Origin of the sequence: Streptococcus ferus DSM 20646 (genome assembly GCF_000372425.1) — a bacterium.
GTDB classification, from domain to species: domain Bacteria; phylum Bacillota; class Bacilli; order Lactobacillales; family Streptococcaceae; genus Streptococcus; species Streptococcus ferus.
The window spans coordinates 497962-518629 of the sequence record NZ_AQVD01000001.1; the positions used below are offsets into that span (position 1 = coordinate 497962).

Genomic DNA, 20668 nt, shown 5'->3' on the forward strand with positions numbered 1-20668 from the left:
GACCAGCTTATGTCTGGTCTTTTTCGATCACTGCTGCCTTGTGCTGGTAGTGTTTATAAAGAGCAGCGTAGCGGCCTTTGTAAGCTGGATTCCAAGGTTTGTCTTTACCGCAAAAATGCAGAAAAACAGTATTCGCCATCACCCAATCCAGATCCCAGTCTCCCCGTCCTCTAGCCTTATAGAGGACACTGTAGCGCGTATCAAAATTATAAATCTGATCCGGCAGCAGAATGGTTCGATGCCCATAGAGGGCATTCAGCACATCTTGGTCTGGCAAAATTAAAGTTTGGGCATTTTGGTTGATATAATCGAGAATAGCCTCTTCATCAACCACTCGACGACAGGCCTCAAGGTTAATCAGAAGAACACCAGTATTAAAATAACTTTCTGCTTCAAAATTATGCAGCCGTAACTTATTAACCAAATCAGCGACAGAGGAATCATTGACATGACTGGCTGCTGCATAGAGGTGATTCCCCATTTCCATGTTGTAAAGCGGTAAGATATTATTGATGCATAATAAATCAACATCTAAGTATAGAATCCTATCTAGGTTTTCAGGGAGATACTTTTGTGCCAAAAGACGATAATAAATAGTTTCTGGGTAGCGATTGCTGACAGGCGCTTTCTCAAAAGCATTTTCTCCAATAATGATCGGGTGATAGGTCATGCCAAGTTGCTGACAAAAGGCTCCTAAGGCCTCATTAGCCTCTAAGGCTTCTTTTTGCAACAGATAGACCTGGTAATCGGCTTTTTCAGAATTATTGAAAAGTGATATAAGCACCGTTTTCAGATGGTCAACATAGCGATCATCCAGTGTAAAAAGGAGATTCAGAGGCGTCATGAGAGTCCTTTCTAGTCTTCTGCCAAATGCCAAGGACCAAAACTTTGAGAGACCGGCATGAGTTCTAAACGGTTAACATTGACATGTTTTGGCTGCTGAAAAAGCCATAAAACAGCATTAGCAATATCTTCCGGCTGAAGGCTGCTGACTCCTTCATACACCTGCTTGGCTCTGTCAGCGTCCCCTTTAAAACGAACTTTTGAAAATTCGGTTCCACCACAGAGACCAGGTTCAATAGTTGAGACACGGACGTGACTGCCAGCCAAATCCGCTCGTAAATTAAGACTGAACTGCTTGACAAAAGCCTTAGTCGCGCCATAAACATTCCCACCGGGATAGGGATAGCTTCCTGCGGTAGAACCAATATTAATGATATAACCTTCTTTTGCGGCCACCATTTGGGGCAATAATTTTCTCGTTAAATAACTGAGCCCCATAACATTAGTCATAATCATGGTCTCCCAATCCTTAAAATCAGCTTCATAGGCCTTATCAAGTCCCAGAGCAAGACCAGCATTATTGACTAAAAGCGAAATCTTGGACCAGTCCTTTGGTAAGAGAGCAAGAGCCTTGTCTACGGAGTCCTTATCGGACACATCCATCTGCAGAGGGTAAAACCTCTCCCCTAATTCATGAGCTAAGTCTCTTAGCTTATCTTGGCGTCTGGCTGCCCCAATGACGCGATAGCCCTTACTGACGAAAAGTCTGGCAATCGCCTCCCCAAATCCGGCAGATGCTCCTGTCACTAAAATCACTTCTGACATAAACGTCTCCTTTTCTTCTTTTAAAAGGTGTTTTACATAAATATAATTATGTAACAATTATTCCTTGTAAACCTTATCTTAATTTACATTGTACCACTAATATACTATAATAGGGGCCAAGGAGGAGATTTTATGATTAGATTTGAACATATTTCCAAATATTATGACGCAAAAGCGGCCTTGAACGACCTTAATCTGACGATTGAAAATGGCGAGATTTTCGGCCTGATCGGCCATAATGGCGCAGGTAAGACAACAACCATCAGCCTCTTAACCTCAATCATCGAAGCAAGTTCTGGTAATATCCTAGTGGATCAACTGTCTTTGGCAGAACATCGTGATGAGATTAAAAAAAGAATTGCCTATGTCCCTGATTCACCCGATATTTTTTTGAACCTGACTGCTAGAGAGTATTGGAATTTTCTAGCCAAAATTTATGGCGTTGATGATGCAGAACGCGATACGAGAATAGACTATCTCGCTCGTCTTTTTGACATTGCTGAGCGACAGTTTGAAACCATTGACAGCTTTTCTCATGGGATGCGTCAAAAAACAATTATCATTGGTGCGCTTATCCCTAATCCCGACATCTGGGTTCTGGATGAGCCACTGACAGGGCTTGATCCGCAGGCATCTTTTGATTTGAAAGAAATGATGCGTCAACATGCGCAAGCTGGCAACACGGTCTTATTCTCTACCCATGTCTTGTCTGTTGCGGAACAACTCTGCGACCGTATCGGTATTTTGCGCCAAGGAGAACTTATTTTTGTTGGAAGTCTGGAAGAACTGAAAACGCATTATCCTGACAAGGACCTTGAAAGCATCTATCTCGAATTAGCGGGGCGCAAAGAGGAACCAAAGGCAGGTGATGATCTATGAATCTCAACAATGTATGGGAATTAGTCAAGATCAACATTCTTTATTCCAATCCTCAAGCCTTGACAAACATCCAAAAGAAACAGGCTAAGAATCCCAAGAAGAACTTCTCAGCTTACAGGTCAATCCTTCGGCAGCAGATTCTTATGATTATCTTTTTCATTTTCATCTATGCCTATATGTTTGTTAATATTGACTACCGTCAGTCACAGGGCTACTTCTCTTTCCAAGTGGGCATGTTTGCTTTGATAGCGATTGTTTCAGGCTTTACAACCTTATTCTCCGTTTTTTATGACAGTAATGACACAAAACTTTATCTGCCTATCCCTGTTAAAGAAAGTGAAGTTTATCTCGCTAAAATCCTCTCATCACAAGGCGGCAGTCTTCCATTCCTGATGCCTATTTTTGCCCTTTTTCTCATCGCTTACCTACAGATGACCAACCCTTTTTTAGCGGTGATTTGGACGCTTATTAACTTTCTAATCCTAGTTCTTTTCACCAATGCAATCAGCATTTTCCTAGTCTATTTCACAGGGCAGATGCTGATGAAAAGTCCTCATAAAAAAATGATTTCCACTAGTTTAATGGTTCTATCAACGCTCTTGGCTGTTGGCACAATCTTTTATTTGTCATCTCAGAGCAACAGCCGAGATATGACCTTGACGACAACTGTTCAAATGCCTCTCATCCCTTATTTTAGAGGATTTTTGGAAGTCCTTATTAATCCTTTCTCAATAAATAGTCTGTTGAACTACTGGCTAGGTCTCTTGGGCTTGGGAGCACTGCTTTTTCTGATTAGACAGCTTGTCATCACTAATTATTTTAAACATTTTCTATCTATGGAAGCTGCAAAGCCAATCAAACGGGTCATTCAGCGAAACAGTAAGCCCGAGAGCTTGACTAAGACTCTCAGAAGGCATCATCTGTCCACTATTAAGGATGGTACCTTGATTATTCAGACCTACCTCATGCCGATTATCCTAGTTTTTGCCTTTATGGGGCCTGCTTTGACAAATAGTCGCTTAGGTCTATCCCTTGTAACACCTGATTTCTTTGGAATTGCCTTCCTCATTGGTACTCTTGTCGGGAGTATGCTGGCAACACCAACCAGTTTCTTAGCTGTTGCCATTTCTTTGGAAAAAGAGAATTACAACTTTTTAAAGACCTTGCCGATTTCCTTTAAAAAATTTTTAGTCGGGAAATTTCTAATCCTTTTAGTCGCTCAATTAGCTCTGCCCCTTGCCATTTACCTATTTGCCGGACTGTTCTTTCTAAAAGCAAATATGGTTCTAGTTCTAAGTTTTTTACTCGGAGCTGGTATCGCCGCAGCATGCCTTGGGCAATTGATGTACTGGCGAGATTATCGCCTGCTTAACCTAACCTGGCAAAACATCACTCAGCTGTTTTCTAGAGGTATTGGTCAATGGTTCAGCTTTATCCTTTTTATAGGTATTTTTGTTTTTGGCGTCGCCTTGACGGTCTTTAGCATAATTCTGGCTCTTCATAGCTCAGCTATCCTTGTCAGCCTTATCTTAGTTGCTGTTATACTAGCTGTGATAGCCATCATTCAAGTCATCATTTCTCAAAACTTCTGGAAAAAACTTCCTTAACCCAAAAAAACACCTTGACCATTCCTCTTTACAAGATTGGTCAGGGTGTTTTTATTATTGATTGTCTACGGCCTGAGCAGCTGTAATAATCGCAAGTTTGTAGATATCTTCAGCACTTGACCCGCGTGATAGGTCATTCACTGGCATATTTAACCCCTGCAAAATAGGGCCAATGGCATCAAACATTCCCAAACGTTGGGCGATTTTGTAACCGATATTGCCTGATTGAAGATCCGGGAAGATAAAGACATTGGCCTGACCAGCAACTTGGCTGTCAGGTGCCTTAATTTTGGCAGTATTGGGAACAAAGGCAGCGTCAAACTGCAATTCTCCGTCTAAGGCCAATTCTGGGTGAAGTTCCTGAGCGATTCTTGTCGCTTCTTGAACCTTGTCCACCTGAGGGGATTTAGCACTTCCCTTAGTAGAAAAGCTGAGGAGAGCAATTTTAGGGTCGATATCAAAAATATGAGCTGTTTCTGCTGTATTAACAGCAATTTCGGCAAGTTCCTGAGCATTTGGATCAATATTGATGGCACAGTCCGCAAAAATCAGACGCTCTTCTGTATTTTCACGATTCATCAGGAAGACACCTGATGTCCTTGAAATACCTGGTTTCGTCTTGATAATCTGCAAGGCTGGACGAACGGTGTCAGCTGTTGAGTGGATAGCGCCAGATACCATACCATCTGCCAGACCTAGCTTCACCAACATCACACCAAAGTAATTGACGTCACGTAAAATCTTATCAGCATCTTCGATGCTCGCTTTGCCCTTTCGAATATCCACAAATGCTTGTTTCATTTCCTCGAATTCAGCATAATCATCGGGGTTGATAATGGTATAGTGGGGATCAGCAAAACCTAACTCAGAGAGTAATTTGCGAACATCATCAGGATTCCCTAGAATAATTGGCTCTACCAGCCCTTCGAATTTAAGACGGGCCGCCGCACGAACAACACGTTCGTCATTACCTTCCGGAAAAACAATTTTGATGTTTTTGCCAACAATTTTTTCTCTCAAACTACCGAATAACGATCTGATTCCCATTTAAAAACCTTCTATCTAATTTTGTGATAATCCTATGATAACGCTCTCAAAGTCATCTGTCAAGGAACTTGTGTACTCTCTGTGTTCTTTTGAAAACGGATTAAAAAACTTCAAAGAATGACAATGCAGAGCCTGCCGGCTGATGCCGTATGTCATGCTTCCTCCGTATAGGTCATCTCCCAGAAGAGGAAAACCGATATGGGCAAAATGGACACGAATCTGATGGGTCCTTCCGGTATGGAGTTTAATATCGACCAACCTAACCTCGCCATACTGTGCGATTACCTGATAAGAGGTATGAGCGTACTTTCCTGATGGATGAACACGGCGCGTAATGATACTCTGGTCATCACGAGCTATGGGGGCGATAATATCCCCTTTTTCTGGCAAATTTCCCTGACCGGCGACTAAAGCATAATAGCGTTTCTCAAGGGTTTTAGCCTGCAGCTGCTTGTCTAAGCGAGCGTGGGCATACCCATGCTTTGCAAAGAGCATTAGACCGCTGGTATCCTTATCAAGTCTAGTAACAATATGAATCTGCTGATTAGGGTAATGGTTTGCCACATAGTAATGTTTGACGAAATTAGCCATGGTATTGGAATGGAGAATACTGGGAATGCTGGCAAAACCAGCAGGTTTATCAAGAACTAAAAAATGATCATCTTCATAGACAATAGCCAGAGGATGATCAACTGGTCTTAAACTTTCATGCGGTAATTCAGGCGGAATATCAATGCTGACTTGATCGCCAGCATTTAAAAGATAAACAGCATTTTCCTCTTTCCCATTAACAAGAATTTTCCCACCTTTAAACTTGACCTTAGCAAGCAAGGCCTTGGAGACATCATGGCTTTTCAAAAGCGTCTTGACCTTGACTTCTCTATCTGCAAGAAAATCAAATCTCATGAGTCAAATTCTCCGATAAAGGCATCCTTGACCCGCGCCCAAAAACTTGTATGACTGGGGGTCGCTACGAAATTAATCTTCTTTTTGTCAATTTCATATTCAATCTTGGCCACATTACGGTGGGTATAAGTTTTATTGTCAACAGACAGAAAATAGGTGCCCTGACGTTTAGGAATAATCTCAATCTTATCTTTTTTAGGAATAATGATTGAGCTGCCAATCGTTCTGAAGACACGGTTATTTAGACTGGAAATTTCAGTCAGCTGGAGGGCCTCAATGGTTGGGTGCAGAATAGCACCACCTAAGGACTTATTATAAGCCGTACTTCCTGTTGGCGTTGATACGGAGATACCATCCCCGCGAAAACGTTCAAACTGAACCTTGTTAATGACAACATCTGCAACCATGGTTTTTTCAATACGTTTAATAGTTGCTTCATTTAGAGCCTTGGAAGTGAACTGACGGCCATCCTCCAATGTTGTTGTCACTTTTAGAATCGGATAGGCAATCTTCTCCCCTTTGTCAGATCTCAAAATGTTCAGGAGCTCATCTACCTCAAAATCACGATAGTCCGTGTAAAAACCGAGATGCCCTGTATGGACACCAACAAAACGAACACTGTCCAAGTATTTATCATACATATGGAAAGCAGACAATAGCATCCCGTCTCCGCCGATAGTAATGACAATATCTGGATTTTTTTTCGTCAGGTAAAAAGCGTCATCGTCACGTAAAACAGCAAATAGTTTAGCTGCGACCCGCTTACTTTGATATTTCCCGTTGGCAATAATGGCAACCTTGGTCTTATCGGTAAAATTCATCTGTGTCATCGCTATTTCCTACACCATCATTTAACTTTCTTTTCTCCACATCAAATAAAATCTGCGCTTCTTTGATGTCATCACGAATTTGCCGCATCTCCTCGTCCAGCTGATAAGCAATCTTAGCTGTAATTTCCAAGCGTTGCTTGATTTCTTCGGGAAAATCACCATGATACTTATAATTTAAAGAATGCTCAATCGTTGCCCAAAAATTCATAGCTAGGGTTCTGATTTGTATCTCTGCCAAAACTCTTTTTTGACCATCAATCGTATCCACTGGATACTCAACAATCACGTGATAAGAACGGTAACCGCTGCTTTTCATGTTGTGAATATAGTCGCGTTCCTGCACCACCTGCATATCCTTGCGCTGCCGCAAAAGCTCTAGGACCTCGTCCACATCATCAACAAACTGAACCATAATCCGAATCCCGGCAATATCCTGCATATCCTGTGCAAGATGCTCTTCGTCAATAGAACGCAGCAGCATTTTTTCTTTGATGCTTTCAACAGGCTTAACCCGCCCAGTCACAAACTCAATAGGAGAGTGTCGCTTTTGCTTTCGAAATTGTTTCCGGATACCTCTAAATTTAATCTTTAGTTCGCCAACCGTTTGGATATAAGGATCAAGAAATTCTTCCCAATCTATTGCCACGATACACGCCTTTCTTGTCAAATGCCTGACTTTTTTATAGAATATTACTAACTTCATTATTATAACACATTAAGCCTGTCAAAGGAAAACAAGAATGACCCACCATGAAATTGAATACAAGACTCTTTTAAGTCAAGAAGAGTTTCAAAAAATAGAAAAACAGCTGCTTCATGTTGAGCCTGTCAGCCAGACCAATTATTATTTTGATACTGAAGACTTTGCTTTAAAAGGCCATAAAATGTCTCTACGCATCCGAACCTATTCTGATCGGGCTGAACTGACTTTAAAAATTCCTCAAGATGTCGGAAATCTGGAGTATAACCAAGCACTTTCTTTGGGAACAGCTGCAAGCACTATTGATAGCCTCCAATTTCCCGATGGAGAGATTAAAAGCATCATTTCTCAGCACATTCCTATTGAAAATCTGAATCTTTTAGGCCATTTAACAACCGTTCGTCGAGAAATTCCGACCAAAATCGGACTAATGGCACTTGACTGCAATACATACGCTGGCAGGAAAGACTACGAATTGGAACTTGAGGTAACAGAGGCTCAGAAAGGTAAGGCTGATTTTGAAGCCTTTTTACAGGCCAATCAAATCAAATTTAAATATGCTAAAAGTAAAGTTGCTCGCTTTAGCGCTACTTTAGCAAAATAAGAATAAGAGGCAGGAATAACAGTTCCCGCCTCTTTATTTTGAGTTATTAAACGTTTTTTAAGGTCGATTGCTTCGTGCCCGCAAGGCTGAAAGAATAGAGACTGTATCAACAACTTCTTGCAACATAGCCCCAATCAAAGTCGGAATAATGCCCGTACTTGCAACCAGCATTAAGAATAAACAGATGAAGAGACCGATTAAGACAGACTCTCTAGCAACTGTCATCGTATCTTTGGAAATTTTAACAGCCATAGCGACTTTACTCAAATCGTCTTTCAAGATAACAGCATCGGCACTTTCACTTGCTGTTGTTGAACCGTGTGCCCCCATAGCTATCCCAACATCAGCTGTCACAAGAGCCGGGGCATCATTAACACCATCTCCAACCATGATAATCGGCCGCTCTTGACTCGCAGTTTCTTTTAGGCGATTGATTTTATCTTGTGGCAGACAGTCTGCCACCACTTCTTTAATCCCTACCTCTGCGGCAACTTCTTCAGCAATGGAGGCCTTATCCCCTGTCAGCATGACAATATGTTCCAGACCAAGTTTTCTCAGTTCAGCCACTGTCGCAGGGGCCTCATCACGAACCGTATCCTTAAAAGAAATATAGCCGATAAAATCACCATCTGCGCTGACATAAACCGATGTTTGCTGAGAAACATACCCTTCTGGAATGTGTAGGTCTTCTCTTGCTTTCCCAGCATAAATGTGGCGTCCGCCGACCAATCCTTCAATTCCCTGGGCAGTTATTTCTTTCGCTTGGTCAACTTCCCTTAGGCTAATTTGCTCCTCTTTCGCATACGCGACTAAGGAACGGGCAAGGATATGAGAAGATTCCTGTTCTAAACTGGCAGCTAAGGCTAAAAATTCTTCTCTGCTGATATCGCCATAAGGAACGACTTGATCAACATGCAACTTCCCTTGAGTAATGGTACCTGTTTTATCAAAAGCAATGGATTTGGCTTTTTCTAATTTTTCAAAGGTTGTCCCTGTCTTAACGACAATCCCGTTCTTACTGGAACGACTCATTCCCGCTACCAAGGCAACTGGGGCTGCCAAAATTAAGGGACAGGGCGAAGCAACGACCAAAACCTGTGCAAAGCGTACAGGATCTTTGGTAAAGAACCATGCTAAGCCACCAATTACATAAGCCGCAATTGTAAAGGGAACAGCATATCGGTCAGCCATACGAACGAACTGGGCTGGTTCTTCCTCGGACTGTTTAACCAGTTTCACCAAAAGCTGATACTGACTGTCCTTAGCTAATTTGCTAACTTTAAATTGAATAGACTGATCGCCATTGACAGATCCTGATAAAACCTCATCGCCGACTGTTTTTTCAACCGGAACAGATTCACCTGTCAGGGACGATTCGTCAAAGCTGGAGATTCCCTTAACAATGTCGCCATCAACCGGTACTGTTTCTCCTGGTTTGACTAAGATAAGATCTCCAATCTCAGCTTGATCAACCTTGATATCTTCCATTCCTGCTTCCGTTATTCGGTGCGCAATTTGAGGAGAATTATCAAGAAGACTCCTTAATTCCTTACTGGCCTGACGACTGGCAAAATCTTCCAGACTGTCTCCGCCTGTCAGCATGATTAAGATCATCAGGCTGGCCCAGTAATCACCAACAGCCAAGGTCGCTACAATAGCTGTGACTGCAAGAATGTCTACTCCGTACTTTCCTTCTTTAATCGTTTCGATCATCCCCAGTAGCATACTGAAGGTTACAACACCCCCAGCTAGGGCTACGACCAAGAAACTGAGTCTTGGCTGATGAAAGACAAATTCACTCATTAAAGCAATGAAACCAATTGATAAGGTCAATACAAATTTTTTAAAATTAGTCATATAATCCTCTTTTATTTAGAACTATTCTAAATTATTTTTCTTAATTAGAATGATACTAAATAAAAAAGGAAAAGGCAAGTCTTTTGCCTCTCTTTTTTATGATAAAAGATGAAAAAAACTTATATTTTTGATAAAATGATGTCAGACTAATACAAAAGGAGCACTTGTCAAGCATGTTAGATACCTACCCTGACAAACAAATAAAATTATTTTCTCTGACCTCCAACACAGAAATTGCCGAGAAAATTGCTAAAACCGCAGGTATTCCCCTAGGTAAACTTTCTTCGCGTCAATTCTCAGATGGTGAAATTATGATTAACATAGAGGAGAGTGTCCGTGGCAGAGATATTTATATCATTCAGTCTACAAACTTTCCGGTAAATGACCATCTTTGGGAGCTTCTGATTATGGTTGATGCTTGTAAACGTGCAAGTGCCCGAAGCGTTAATGTTGTTATTCCCTACTTTGGTTATTCACGTCAGGACCGAATTGCAGCAGCACGTGAGCCTATTACAGCTAAACTGGTCGCTAATATGCTGGTCAAGGCAGGTGTTGACCGCGTCCTGACACTTGATTTACATACCGTTCAGGTCCAAGGTTTCTTTGACATTCCAGTAGATAACCTCTTCACGGTTCCACTCTTTGCCAAACATTACATCGCCAAAGGACTGACGGGTGATGATGTTGTCGTTGTCAGTCCTAAGAATTCAGGCATTAAACGTGCCCGTAGCCTGGCCGAGTACTTAGATGCCCCTATTGCCATTATTGACTATGCCCAGCAGGACGACTCCAGCAGAGAAGAAGGCTACATCATCGGAGATGTTGAAGGCAAAAAAGCCATTTTGATTGATGACATTTTAAATACCGGAAAAACATTTGCAGAAGGGGCTAAGATTTTAGAACGCGAGGGAGCTACTGAAATTTACGCCGTTGCCAGTCATGGTCTCTTTGCTGGAGGTGCTGCTGATATTTTGGAAACAGCACCGATTAAAGAAATTTTGATTACAGATTCTGTGCTGACAAAAGAAAAACTCCCGCAAATGCTCCATTACATTTCAGCAAGTGAATTGATTGCTGATGCCATTATTCGTATTCACGAAAAACGTCCCATCAGTCCTCTCTTCGCTTACAACCACAAGGAAAATTAGAGGCTTATAATTTGATTTATTTTGATAATGCAGCAACGACAGCTTTATCACCAACCGTTATTGAGGCCATGACTGATGTCATGACCTCTACTTTTGGCAATCCCTCCAGTACTCATGCTTATGGCCGAGAAGCCAGCAAGCTGCTCCGAGAGGCTCGTCAAAAAGTAGCTGACATCTTACACGTCAACAGCAGAGAAATTATCTTTACCTCCGGTGGCACAGAGAGCAATAACACAGCCATCAAGGGTTATGCCCTGGCGAATCAGTCTAAAGGGAACCATCTGATTACCACTGCTATTGAGCACCATTCCGTCTTACATACCATGTCCTATCTGGAAGAAAGATTTGGCTTTGATGTTACCTACCTGAAACCAGTCAATGGCCGGATCACTGCTAAACAAATCCAAGATGCTCTCCGAGAAGATACCATTTTAGTCTCTGTCATGTATGCCAATAATGAGACAGGTGATCTTCTTCCTATAAAAGAAATCGGTCAAATCGTGGCACAGCATCAAGCAGTACTTCACGTAGATGCCGTGCAAGCCTTGGGGAAAATCCCTGTTCATCCAAAAGAACTGAATATCGATTTTCTATCTGGATCTGCCCATAAATTTCACGGCCCCAAAGGTATCGGATTTCTCTTCGCGGAATCCCTGCATTTTGATTCGCTGTTGCACGGTGGTGAACAAGAAGACAAGAGGCGGGCTAGCACAGAAAATTTAACAGGTATCGTTGGACTCGGTCAGGCACTGATTGACAGCCAGGAGCGGCAAAAGGAGAACCTGGAGCATGTAGACAGGCTTCGGAAAACTTTGCTAGACGGTCTTAAGGATTGCGACTTTTACTTAAACTCTGCTCCTTCTGCCTTCCCTTATGTTGTCAACTTGGGATTTCCCAAGCGAAATAAAGAGACCCTCTTGACACAGCTTGATTTAGCAGGCTTTGCCGTCTCAACGGGGTCTGCCTGTACAGCAGGGACAGTTGCTCCCAGCCACGTCTTAGAAGCAACCTTCGGACAGGACTCCCACCGCCTAAAGGAATCCATCCGAATCAGCTTCTCTGAAAATAATACTATCGAAGAGGTCACTCTTCTAAGCAAAAAACTAATAGAAATTGTAGGACATTAAAAATGGCTTTTGAAACAAAAATCACACTCCCAGATTGCAAATACAGCTATGCCATCAGCCCCAAAATTAAAAAATACACACTGCGTGATACAACCTTTAACCAAAATCGGCTTGGCAATTATGAACTTAACCGTCTTCTGGAAAAAGTTCCAAACAGCGGGAATGGTTTTCCTCTAAAAATCATTATCAACAAAGAACTGACTGGTTTTAAACTTAGTATTACAGATCTGTCCGGTCTTCGCCCTGTCAATATTTTCAACAAAGAGGAACACCAAATCCTGCAGGAAAAATTTTACTTCCTCATGGATAGTCTCGTAGAACGTGACATTTTTGAAAAATCGGATAATGTAAAGGCATAGAAAATACTGTTCTCTGACAAAGTGTTTTATCAGAGAGCAGTGTTTTTAGTTTAAAGAACTTCCAAGCAAAAGTTGTTGCTTTTTTCACAAACTTTTCTTACAATAGTATCTAGACACTGAAGGAGAAAAGTATGGCTTCACTAAATAAATCTATTCCAAAAGCGACAGCAAAACGGCTGTCTCTCTACTATCGCATATTCAAACGTTTTAATGCTGAAAAAATTGAAAAAGCCAGTTCTAAACAAATTGCAGATGCGATTGGGATTGACTCCGCAACAGTTCGCAGGGACTTCTCCTATTTTGGAGAACTTGGACGACGTGGCTTTGGTTATGATGTCAATAAGCTGATGAACTTCTTTGCAGATATTCTAAATGATACGTCAACAACAAATGTGCTGCTTGTCGGTGTGGGAAATATCGGACGTGCCCTCTTGCATTATCGTTTTCACGAACGGAATAAAATGCGGATTGCCATGGCTTTCGATACGGATGACAATGAGTTGGTCGGCAGCAAAACGGTAGACGGTATTCCAGTTTATGGCATTTCTGACATTAAAGCTAAAATCCAAGGGACTGATATCCAAACGGCTATTTTAACTGTTCCCAGTAACGCTGCTCAGGAAGTGACAGATCGTCTGGTAGAGGCTGGTATCAAAGGCATTTTGAGTTTTTCACCTAGACATCTGTCCCTCCCTAAAGGCATCGTTGCTCAATACGTTGATTTAACCAGTGAACTGCAAACTCTGCTTTACTTTATGAATCAAGAGAAAAAATAAAAGGAGACCTTATGGCAAAACCTGTGATAGGAATTTCGGGAAACGAAAGGCCACACGCTAAATTTCCAGATATTTTATGGTCCTATACACCAACCGGCTATGTCAAAGGCGTCCAGGAAGCCGGAGGGCTTCCATTGATTATTCCAGTTAGTTCTGATACACAAGTTGTCGCCAGTTATGTCGGCATGATTGATAAACTTATTTTAACTGGCGGTCAAAATGTGGATCCTGTCTTCTATGGCGAAGAAAAGGATACTTCTGACGATGATTTCTTCTTAGAACGCGACCTGTTTGAGTTTGCCCTTGTTGAGGAAGCCATTAAACAAAACAAACCCATTTTTTCCGTTTGTCGCGGGACACAACTGATGAATATTGCTCTGGGAGGCAGCCTAAATCAAGATATTGAGAATCATTGGCAGGATGCTCCAACCGATTATCTAAGTCAAGATATGGTTATTACTCCTGGGACTGATTTGGCAGGTATTTACGGTACTGCCACTAAGATTAACTCTTTCCACCACCAAAGTATTAAACGCCTTGCAGATGGTCTTGAAATTATTGCAAGAGATCCTCGTGATGATACTATTGAAGCGGTTCTTTCCGTAAAGAAAGACCTCCGCTACCTCGGCGTTCAATGGCATCCTGAACTTCTTCGAGAGAAACGGCCAGAAGATCAAAAACTCTTTGACTACATCGTCAATGACTTTTAAAGCAAATCCGTCTCCTCGCGAAAACTATAATACTCTTTTTTACCAACGATGATGTGATCCAAGAAAACAATACCAAGGTCATCACATGATCGTTTTATTTTTTCCGTAAAGTGCAAGTCATTAGGGCTTGGATGGCTTGTTCCAGATGGATGATTATGCACAACAATCAGGGAGGTTGCCATATACTTACACGCATAGTGTAAAATCTCCCTTGGTTCTGCTACCGATCTCCTGACACTGCCGATGAAGATGGTTTGCTTTCTAATAATACGGTTTTGTGTATCCAAGTAAATCGCAACAAGGTGCTCCTGTTTCTTCTCAGAAAGCTCAGCCATCATCATTCTGGCTAAACGCTCACTGCTTAGGATCCTCTCCTGCTTAATATACTCTGCCTGATTGATGCGTCTGGCTAATTCCAACATCGCCTTGATTTCAATGGATTTCACCTTCCCAATCCCCCTAATCTTTTGTAGCTCTGACAAAGAAAGCTGACGCAAGTCGGCGATGTTATCCAGGGTACCTAAGATAGATTGGGCGAGTTTCAGAACATTTTCCTTTTTGGTACCTGTTCGTAAAAGGATGGCCAATAGCTCCTGATTACTGAGTTTTTCAGCCCCTTGGCTGACTAGGCGCTCACGCGGTAGAAGAGCCTCTTGGCTAAAATTGATTGTATACATAAACCACCTCCACTCCACTTATTCGTATTTAAAGAGGATTTAAACTAAAAAACAAGGCTAAGAGCCTTGTTTTTGACTTTGTTTTTTACGAACATGATCTTTTAGCATTTGGTAAAGACTGGCCGATAGAGGTACCGCAATCAGCATTCCCAGCACTCCTCCCAGAGAAGCCCCGATGGTAATCACCAAAAGGACCCACATGGATGGCAAGCCAATAGAACCACCAACTACTCGTGGATAGATGAGATTCCCTTCAAATTGTTGTAAGACAACCAAAAAGATGACAAAAATCAGAGCCTGCGATAAAGACTGGGTCAAAATCAGAATGGCCCCAATAGTGACACCGATATAGGCACCTACAACTGGAATTAGGGCTGTAAAGGCAATTAGAACGCCGATAGTGGCTGCATAAGGAAGTCCCAAAAGTGTCATTCCTATGGCAGATAAACTTCCTAAAATGATGGCCTCAATCGTCTGTCCGACAAAGAAACCGTGAAAACGTTCATGCAAAATCGCCTGGACATAATGAATGTTATGAGCAAATGGCGATAGATAGGTGTCTACAAGTGTCTTGAACTGGGCACCCAATTTTTCTTTGCTGACTAAGACATAAATTGAAAAAATCAGGCTGACAAATACTGACACTACCGCTGAGGCAATGGAGGTTACCGAAAGCAAGAGATTATTGAAGACCGATAACACTTGACTTAGAATCTGCTGACTATATTTTGAAATAAGGTTGCTTATTTCTGCTTCAGAACCGATTTGAGCCAGCCATTTTGAAATGAGTTTATTATGCTGAAGCTGACTGATAACTTTCTTGATATCATTCGGATTGATTGATAAAAGCGATTTTAAACTGGCGATTAGGTCTGGCAATACAATATTAAAAATCAAGACTAGAACAGCGCCAAAGGTTGCATAGGCTAAAATCATAGACAGAGGGCGCTTGATTTTTAAAAGCTGGGGTATTTTTACCAATTTCGTATAGAGAGTCTCGTAAGCTCCCATGACAATATTAATGATATAGGCAAGGGCAGCCCCCATCAGAAAAGGCTTTGAAGCGGTCAATACCGTTGATACTAGCTGACTGGCAGCGGACCAGTTTTTCTGAATGGCCAGACACAAGGCAAAAATAAGGACAGGATAGATAATATATTGCTTATTGAGTTTCATGAGATCTCCTTCAAAGCTCTATTATACACTAAAAAAGAGGCTTTTAGAAACTGAAATGCCTAAAAAAACCAATTCTAACGAATTGGTTTTTCTACTAAAGTTCTGTTCCGTTGCTGGCAATCACACGTTTATACCAGTCAAAGGATTTCTTCTTGGAACGTCTAAGTGTTCCATTTCCTTGATTATCACGATCCACATAGATAAATCCGTAGCGCTTCTTCATCTCCCCGGTACCTGCTGATACTAAATCAATACAGCCCCAGGTCGTATAGCCCATCAAGTCGACACCGTCAATATTGATGGCATCATTCATGGCTTTGATATGTTCTCTCAGATAGTCAATTCGATAATCATCTTCCACATAGCCATTCTCATCTGGTTGATCTACAGCGCCCAAACCATTTTCGACGATAAACATAGGTTTCTGGTAACGATCCCAAATGGTATTGAGAGTAATACGAAGGCCCAGAGGATCAATCTGCCAACCCCACTCAGAAGCGTCCAAATAAGGGTTTTTAATAGAGGCGAAGATATTACCTTGGGTCTTATCTTTAACATCTGGTTCACCAGAAGCCACTCGGCTAGAGTAATAAGAGAAGGAAATAAAATCTACGGTATGTTTTTTAAGAAGAGTCAGGTCTTCTTCTGTCATTTCCAGTTCAAGCCCTAATTTCTCCCACTTCTTCTTGGCGTAATTAGGATACTCACCACGAGATTGGACATCAATGAAGAAATAGTTTTCGCGGTCCTCTTGCAAACCTTCCCAAACATCACGAGGATGACAGGTGTTTGGATAGTATTGTCCAGCAGCCAGCATACAGCCCACCTTGTTTTCAGGATCAATCTCATGGGCCAGCTTAGTTGCAATGGCAGAGGCCACTAATTCATGATGGGCTGCTTGGTATTTGACCAAATCTTGATTTTCACCTGCCTCAAAGTAGAGGCCTGCTCCCATGAATGGCGCATGCAGAATCATATTGATTTCATTAAAAGTCAGCCAGTACTTGACCAAACCTTTGAAACGGGTGAATAACGTTCTGCAAAGACGCTCGTAAAATACCAACATTTTCCGATTGCGCCAGCCGCCGTATTCTTTAATCAAATGCATCGGACAATCAAAATGGGTAATCGTAACCAGAGGTTCTATCCCATGCTTATGGCATTCTTTAAAGAGGTCTTCATAGAATTGCAGACCAGCCTCATTGGGTTCAAGCTCATCTCCTTTAGGGAAAATACGCGTCCATCCAATGGAGAGGCGATAGGTTTTAAAACCCATTTCGCCAAAAAGGGCAATATCTTCCTTGAAATGATGGTACATATCAATCGATTTTTTAGCAGGGTAGAAATACCCTTCTTCAAAATCAAACATTTTTTTCTTACCAGTGATAATCGCTTCACGATCCTCACCGATGGGCACAACGTCAACGTTAGCCAGACCCCGTCCGTCGGCATCGTAGGCCCCTTCGCATTGATTGGCAGCTGTTGCACCGCCCCACAAAAATCCTTTTGGAAATGCTTTTAATTGACTCATTTTTTACTCCTTTTGATAAATGATTTTATGATTTAAGGGATCGATAACAGCAAGCAGATCAAAATCGGTACCATCGTAATTGAACTTTAGAATCCCACAGTTCGTCATGCGGACTTTGGGGAAATTCTCTATGACATGGCGTGAAAATTGTGCCATAGCAGCTCCATGACTGACCATTAAGATTGTCTCCGCCTTTGTTTGATCAAGCACACCTCTAATCGTCTGATCCATTCGCAGGCGAACATCCATATAAGACTCTCCCCCGTAAGTGACAAAATAATGACCGTAACCAATATCACCTTGGAGAGGGGGATTTAGGTATTCCTGCTGTCCTTCAAAGGCTCCGAAATCTTGCTCTTTCAATCCTTTCAGCCGAATATAATCTGTTCGACCGCTTGCTAGCTCCGCTGTATCACAGGCCCTCTCCTGAGTCGATGAATACACCTCATCAAAAACAAGCTGATGGGCTTCAAAATAGGCAGCCGCCGCTTTGGCCTGAGAAATCCCTTCGTCTGTTAAGGGGGAATCACAGGCTCCTTGGATACGCTTTTGCTCATTGAAACGAGTTCGTCCATGACGCATCAAATAAAGTGTTTTCACCATAAAACCTCCTATAACAGGATTTCTTCTCTGGTCAAAGGGTTGATTAGAGCTTCCAAACTTAAGTCCTGGCGAGAAATCCCAAATTGACAAACAGCACAATTAGAAAAACGAAAGTCAGCTGGCAGAGTGATTTTCAGGTGCAGGATTAAGCCCCAAAGCGCCGCCCCATGACTGACCATTAACATCGAGTCATCCTTTGTTTTGTCAAGCACTTCCTGGATGGTCTGATAGACACGCTGGCCAACTTGATTAATATCTTCACCACCATAGGGAACCAATAGGTCCTCAAAAGAGTTGGCACCCGGACGAAACTTGGGCAGGAGATTTTCCTCTCGAGCTTCAAAAATACCGAAATTCATTTCCTTAAGCCCCTTTAACTGCTCGTAGGGAGCATCCGTAACCAATTTCAAGGTATCGGTCGCTCTCTCCTGAGTCGAGGAGTAGGCCTTGTCAAAGAAAATATGGCGTTCTTTAAAAAATCGGCCAGCATCTTCTGCTTGCTGAATACCTACTTCTGTCAAGGGGGAATCAGACCAGCCCTGAACTCTCTTTTGCTGATTGAAAAGCGTCTCTCCATGACGCATTATATAAAGTTTTCTTGACATCATGTTCTCTTTTCTCTTTTAAATGACACAGATAAACAAGTTAACATTACTGCTTATAGTGTAAAATAATAAGAACCATTCTTCTTGTAAAATCTTACGGTATTCTGATACTATCCTTTGTTTTTCATCTCTATAAGTCCCAGTGAAGCAGTTCAGCTAACTTAGCATAGCCGTCAGGAGTCAAATGGAGCCCATCAGTGGTAAAAGAAGTTGCTAGATTTCCCTCTTCATCTACTAAATGGGGGAAGAGATCAATAAACTCAGCTCCAGGTAAAACCTTTAAATTGTCGTTTAGGGATTTAATCAGCTGATTAGAGCGAATCTTAACCTTATCGGCATAGCGATTATCTTCATTAACTGGCAAAACCGATAGCAGGTAAATGCGAACGGTCAACGAATTGTTTCTAATCTGCCCAATAAGCTGACCGATCCGGTTGAAAACTTCTGAAACAGAGTAGCCTAAACCAAGATCATTGGTGCCAATCAATAAGAAAATCTTTTCTGGATCCAAAGCAAGAATCTGCTCATCCAGGTGTGCTAGCAACCAATTGGAATCCGTTCCCGAAATCCCTCGATTTATCAACTGCTTCTCTCTTCCTAAATATTTTTTAAGAGGAAAAAATTCCACAATGGAATCTCCTGCAAAAACAATCCCTCCCTTTTTAAATCTCTCATTCTCCTGCTTAAAACCTTCCAGGCGCGCTAATTGGTATCGTTCTAAATCTTTGGTAATCACTTCTTTCTGACCTGCCATGATATCCTCTCTTTCCTAGATCCTAGTTTAAGTCATCAATGCCCATCTAGATAAGCTTCAATCGCCTCTAGGACGCCGTCCTCTTCATTGGATTTTGCTTCAAAACGCGCAGCCTCCTTGACATATTGAGGCGCATTGGCCATAGCATAGGAATAGTTACCTAAGCTCAGCATCTCTAGATCATTTCCACCATCACCAAAAACCATTAAATTATCGCTGGTATAGCCCCACTCATCAAGCAGCTTCGAGAGAGCCCATCCTTTATGAATTCCCTTAGAAATGAGATCAATACAGCCAAAACCGCTCGTCGTTCCAACAATCCGCTTACCTGTGTCTCGTTTTTCAAGAGCTGCCATAATCTCCCAGGTTTCCTCCTCAGGAACGTCTAAGGTCATCTTGAAGAAAGAATCATTGGGAAGCGGCAAAAAACTGGCTACTTGTTCTAAATTGATGAGATACGGTTTCAATGCATCAAAAACATCCTTAGGAAGGTTTTTCTTGAGATAAGATTTTTTCTGACCTGACAAGGAGATAATCGCATGGGGAAACTCTTTTTCGATAAAAGCAATGATATCCTCAAGATCTTCCTTGCTCTGAAACATTTCAAATAAGGGGATGTCTCTATGAATAATGTTAGCACCATTTTCCCCGATAAAGGTCAACTTCTGGTGACATTCTGGGAAAAAACCTCTTAGCTGTCGGTACTGGTTGCCACTAGCCACAACAAAACGGATATCACGCTCAGCCAGGCGTTCCAATAACTTAGTAAAGCGTTCTTTATCATAAGAGCGGTCACCTTTCAAAAAAGTACCGTCCATATCTGTTGCAATCACTTTAAGTGTCATTTCGCTCCCCTTTCTAAACAATCGACAATGTCTTTTTTGTCCATCGCAAACGGTTCATGAAAAACCAAAATCAGAGTTTTACGTCTGTTATGTGCTGCCCGCCTCTCTTACGTTTTATTATATCAAAAAAACAACTTCCCTTTGGAGATTATAAAGGCAAGCTGTCTAGAAACAAAATAAGAAAAAATCAAGGCTGATTTCTCTTGTTTAGGGGAATTATATAAAAGTTTCCTTCAAAGAACCAACACTATCCTTTGAAGAACTGGTATTATCCTACTAAAAAGAGCCAGAAAATTGTTCTGGCTCTTTTCTGTCGTCA

At 41.8% G+C, this 20668-nt stretch carries 22 protein-coding genes; 8 read left to right on the forward strand and 14 right to left on the reverse strand.

Going from position 1 to position 20668, the window contains the following annotated elements:
• Window positions 1-7 precede the first annotated feature (7 nt).
• Both A3GY_RS0102510 and A3GY_RS0102515 read right to left on the reverse strand, forming a co-directional pair.
• Complete coding sequence (locus tag A3GY_RS0102510) at window positions 8-844, reverse strand: glycosyltransferase family 8 protein (RefSeq protein ID WP_018029828.1); 837 nt, start codon at window positions 842-844, stop codon at window positions 8-10.
• 11 nt (window positions 845-855) lie between these two features.
• A complete protein-coding gene (locus A3GY_RS0102515; RefSeq protein ID WP_018029829.1) occupies window positions 856-1608 on the reverse strand; it encodes an SDR family oxidoreductase in 753 nt (250 codons plus the stop codon).
• Window positions 1609-1740: 132 nt separating this feature from the next.
• Here A3GY_RS0102515 and A3GY_RS0102520 point away from each other — a divergent pair, with 132 nt between their 5' ends.
• Together A3GY_RS0102520 and A3GY_RS0102525 are read left to right on the forward strand one after the other, a co-directional pair.
• Entirely contained in the window at window positions 1741-2487 is a 747-nt protein-coding gene (locus tag A3GY_RS0102520) for an ABC transporter ATP-binding protein (protein WP_018029830.1), read from the forward strand.
• Window positions 2484-4094 carry a hypothetical protein gene (locus tag A3GY_RS0102525; protein ID WP_018029831.1) on the forward strand — a complete coding sequence of 537 codons (1611 nt, stop codon included), beginning with the start codon at window positions 2484-2486 and terminating at the stop codon, window positions 4092-4094. The genes A3GY_RS0102520 and A3GY_RS0102525 overlap by 4 nt, the downstream gene beginning before the upstream one ends.
• Window positions 4095-4148: 54 nt before the next feature.
• Here A3GY_RS0102525 and pta read toward each other — a convergent pair whose 3' ends face one another.
• Genes pta through yjbM form a run of 4 tightly spaced genes read right to left on the reverse strand, consistent with a single transcriptional unit; the run spans window position 4149 to window position 7517 of the window.
• Window positions 4149-5141 carry a phosphate acetyltransferase gene (gene pta / locus A3GY_RS0102530; RefSeq protein ID WP_018029832.1) on the reverse strand — a complete coding sequence of 331 codons (993 nt, stop codon included), beginning with the start codon at window positions 5139-5141 and terminating at the stop codon, window positions 4149-4151.
• 15 nt (window positions 5142-5156) lie between these two features.
• Window positions 5157-6047 carry an RluA family pseudouridine synthase gene (locus A3GY_RS0102535; RefSeq protein WP_018029833.1) on the reverse strand — a complete coding sequence of 297 codons (891 nt, stop codon included), beginning with the start codon at window positions 6045-6047 and terminating at the stop codon, window positions 5157-5159.
• The gene (locus tag A3GY_RS0102540) at window positions 6044-6877 is read right to left on the reverse strand and encodes an NAD kinase (protein WP_018029834.1); all 834 of its coding nucleotides are present in this window, start codon (window positions 6875-6877) and stop codon (window positions 6044-6046) included. The genes A3GY_RS0102535 and A3GY_RS0102540 overlap by 4 nt, the downstream gene beginning before the upstream one ends.
• Window positions 6852-7517, reverse strand: a complete 666-nt coding sequence (gene yjbM, locus A3GY_RS0102545; RefSeq protein ID WP_231871641.1) for a GTP diphosphokinase — start codon at window positions 7515-7517, stop codon at window positions 6852-6854. The genes A3GY_RS0102540 and yjbM overlap by 26 nt, the downstream gene beginning before the upstream one ends.
• Window positions 7518-7617: 100 nt before the next feature.
• Here yjbM and A3GY_RS0102550 point away from each other — a divergent pair, with 100 nt between their 5' ends.
• A complete protein-coding gene (locus A3GY_RS0102550; RefSeq protein ID WP_018029836.1) occupies window positions 7618-8181 on the forward strand; it encodes a CYTH domain-containing protein in 564 nt (187 codons plus the stop codon).
• A 57-nt stretch (window positions 8182-8238) separates the two neighbouring features.
• Here the strand turns inward: A3GY_RS0102550 and A3GY_RS0102555 are convergent, their stop codons facing one another.
• Window positions 8239-10038: a heavy metal translocating P-type ATPase gene (locus tag A3GY_RS0102555; RefSeq protein WP_018029837.1), complete on the reverse strand. Its 1800-nt coding sequence runs from the start codon at window positions 10036-10038 to the stop codon at window positions 8239-8241.
• 173 nt (window positions 10039-10211) lie between these two features.
• Here A3GY_RS0102555 and A3GY_RS0102560 point away from each other — a divergent pair, with 173 nt between their 5' ends.
• From A3GY_RS0102560 to A3GY_RS0102580, 5 genes are all read left to right on the forward strand, one after another.
• Window positions 10212-11186: a ribose-phosphate diphosphokinase gene (locus A3GY_RS0102560; RefSeq protein WP_018029838.1), complete on the forward strand. Its 975-nt coding sequence runs from the start codon at window positions 10212-10214 to the stop codon at window positions 11184-11186.
• 11 nt (window positions 11187-11197) lie between these two features.
• A complete protein-coding gene (locus tag A3GY_RS0102565) occupies window positions 11198-12313 on the forward strand; it encodes a cysteine desulfurase family protein (protein WP_018029839.1) in 1116 nt (371 codons plus the stop codon).
• A 2-nt stretch (window positions 12314-12315) separates the two neighbouring features.
• Complete coding sequence (locus A3GY_RS0102570; protein WP_018029840.1) at window positions 12316-12672, forward strand: DUF1831 domain-containing protein; 357 nt, start codon at window positions 12316-12318, stop codon at window positions 12670-12672.
• Window positions 12673-12803: 131 nt separating this feature from the next.
• Window positions 12804-13448: a redox-sensing transcriptional repressor Rex gene (locus A3GY_RS0102575; RefSeq protein WP_018029841.1), complete on the forward strand. Its 645-nt coding sequence runs from the start codon at window positions 12804-12806 to the stop codon at window positions 13446-13448.
• Between the two features lie 11 nt (window positions 13449-13459).
• Window positions 13460-14158: a gamma-glutamyl-gamma-aminobutyrate hydrolase family protein gene (locus A3GY_RS0102580; protein WP_018029842.1), complete on the forward strand. Its 699-nt coding sequence runs from the start codon at window positions 13460-13462 to the stop codon at window positions 14156-14158.
• On the opposite strand, the gene radC is transcribed toward A3GY_RS0102580, so the two are convergent.
• From radC to A3GY_RS0102615, 7 genes are all read right to left on the reverse strand, one after another.
• Entirely contained in the window at window positions 14155-14835 is a 681-nt protein-coding gene (radC, locus tag A3GY_RS0102585; protein ID WP_018029843.1) for a RadC family protein, read from the reverse strand. The genes A3GY_RS0102580 and radC overlap by 4 nt on opposite strands.
• Window positions 14836-14892: 57 nt before the next feature.
• Window positions 14893-16011, reverse strand: coding sequence for an AI-2E family transporter (locus A3GY_RS0102590; RefSeq protein ID WP_018029844.1), 1119 nt, complete (start codon window positions 16009-16011; stop codon window positions 14893-14895).
• A 94-nt stretch (window positions 16012-16105) separates the two neighbouring features.
• Entirely contained in the window at window positions 16106-17542 is a 1437-nt protein-coding gene (locus A3GY_RS0102595) for a 6-phospho-beta-glucosidase (protein ID WP_018029845.1), read from the reverse strand.
• 3 nt (window positions 17543-17545) lie between these two features.
• Window positions 17546-18145 carry a histidine phosphatase family protein gene (locus A3GY_RS0102600; RefSeq protein WP_018029846.1) on the reverse strand — a complete coding sequence of 200 codons (600 nt, stop codon included), beginning with the start codon at window positions 18143-18145 and terminating at the stop codon, window positions 17546-17548.
• Window positions 18146-18153: 8 nt separating this feature from the next.
• A complete protein-coding gene (locus A3GY_RS0102605; protein WP_018029847.1) occupies window positions 18154-18750 on the reverse strand; it encodes a histidine phosphatase family protein in 597 nt (198 codons plus the stop codon).
• A gap of 130 nt (window positions 18751-18880) precedes the next feature.
• Window positions 18881-19504, reverse strand: a complete 624-nt coding sequence (locus A3GY_RS0102610; RefSeq protein ID WP_018029848.1) for an SGNH/GDSL hydrolase family protein — start codon at window positions 19502-19504, stop codon at window positions 18881-18883.
• A 35-nt stretch (window positions 19505-19539) separates the two neighbouring features.
• Entirely contained in the window at window positions 19540-20349 is an 810-nt protein-coding gene (locus A3GY_RS0102615) for a Cof-type HAD-IIB family hydrolase (RefSeq protein ID WP_018029849.1), read from the reverse strand.
• Window positions 20350-20668 lie beyond the last annotated feature (319 nt).

What these genes read in the sequence shown, in the direction of transcription:
- pta (WP_018029832.1), bottom strand. Translation starts at nt 5,141, where the DNA reads ATGGGAATCAGATCGTTATTCGGTAGTTTGAGAGAAAAAATTGTTGGC.
- radC (WP_018029843.1), bottom strand. Translation starts at nt 14,835, where the DNA reads ATGTATACAATCAATTTTAGCCAAGAGGCTCTTCTACCGCGTGAGCGC.
- A3GY_RS0102560 (WP_018029838.1), top strand. Translation starts at nt 10,212, where the DNA reads ATGTTAGATACCTACCCTGACAAACAAATAAAATTATTTTCTCTGACC.
- A3GY_RS0102550 (WP_018029836.1), top strand. Translation starts at nt 7,618, where the DNA reads ATGACCCACCATGAAATTGAATACAAGACTCTTTTAAGTCAAGAAGAG.
- A3GY_RS0102540 (WP_018029834.1), bottom strand. Translation starts at nt 6,877, where the DNA reads ATGACACAGATGAATTTTACCGATAAGACCAAGGTTGCCATTATTGCC.
- A3GY_RS0102595 (WP_018029845.1), bottom strand. Translation starts at nt 17,542, where the DNA reads ATGAGTCAATTAAAAGCATTTCCAAAAGGATTTTTGTGGGGCGGTGCA.
- A3GY_RS0102555 (WP_018029837.1), bottom strand. Translation starts at nt 10,038, where the DNA reads ATGACTAATTTTAAAAAATTTGTATTGACCTTATCAATTGGTTTCATT.
- A3GY_RS0102515 (WP_018029829.1), bottom strand. Translation starts at nt 1,608, where the DNA reads ATGTCAGAAGTGATTTTAGTGACAGGAGCATCTGCCGGATTTGGGGAG.
- A3GY_RS0102605 (WP_018029847.1), bottom strand. Translation starts at nt 18,750, where the DNA reads ATGTCAAGAAAACTTTATATAATGCGTCATGGAGAGACGCTTTTCAAT.
- A3GY_RS0102510 (WP_018029828.1), bottom strand. Translation starts at nt 844, where the DNA reads ATGACGCCTCTGAATCTCCTTTTTACACTGGATGATCGCTATGTTGAC.
- A3GY_RS0102525 (WP_018029831.1), top strand. Translation starts at nt 2,484, where the DNA reads ATGAATCTCAACAATGTATGGGAATTAGTCAAGATCAACATTCTTTAT.
- A3GY_RS0102600 (WP_018029846.1), bottom strand. Translation starts at nt 18,145, where the DNA reads ATGGTGAAAACACTTTATTTGATGCGTCATGGACGAACTCGTTTCAAT.
- A3GY_RS0102520 (WP_018029830.1), top strand. Translation starts at nt 1,741, where the DNA reads ATGATTAGATTTGAACATATTTCCAAATATTATGACGCAAAAGCGGCC.
- A3GY_RS0102580 (WP_018029842.1), top strand. Translation starts at nt 13,460, where the DNA reads ATGGCAAAACCTGTGATAGGAATTTCGGGAAACGAAAGGCCACACGCT.
- A3GY_RS0102615 (WP_018029849.1), bottom strand. Translation starts at nt 20,349, where the DNA reads ATGACACTTAAAGTGATTGCAACAGATATGGACGGTACTTTTTTGAAA.
- A3GY_RS0102610 (WP_018029848.1), bottom strand. Translation starts at nt 19,504, where the DNA reads ATGGCAGGTCAGAAAGAAGTGATTACCAAAGATTTAGAACGATACCAA.
- A3GY_RS0102570 (WP_018029840.1), top strand. Translation starts at nt 12,316, where the DNA reads ATGGCTTTTGAAACAAAAATCACACTCCCAGATTGCAAATACAGCTAT.
- A3GY_RS0102535 (WP_018029833.1), bottom strand. Translation starts at nt 6,047, where the DNA reads ATGAGATTTGATTTTCTTGCAGATAGAGAAGTCAAGGTCAAGACGCTT.
- A3GY_RS0102575 (WP_018029841.1), top strand. Translation starts at nt 12,804, where the DNA reads ATGGCTTCACTAAATAAATCTATTCCAAAAGCGACAGCAAAACGGCTG.
- A3GY_RS0102590 (WP_018029844.1), bottom strand. Translation starts at nt 16,011, where the DNA reads ATGAAACTCAATAAGCAATATATTATCTATCCTGTCCTTATTTTTGCC.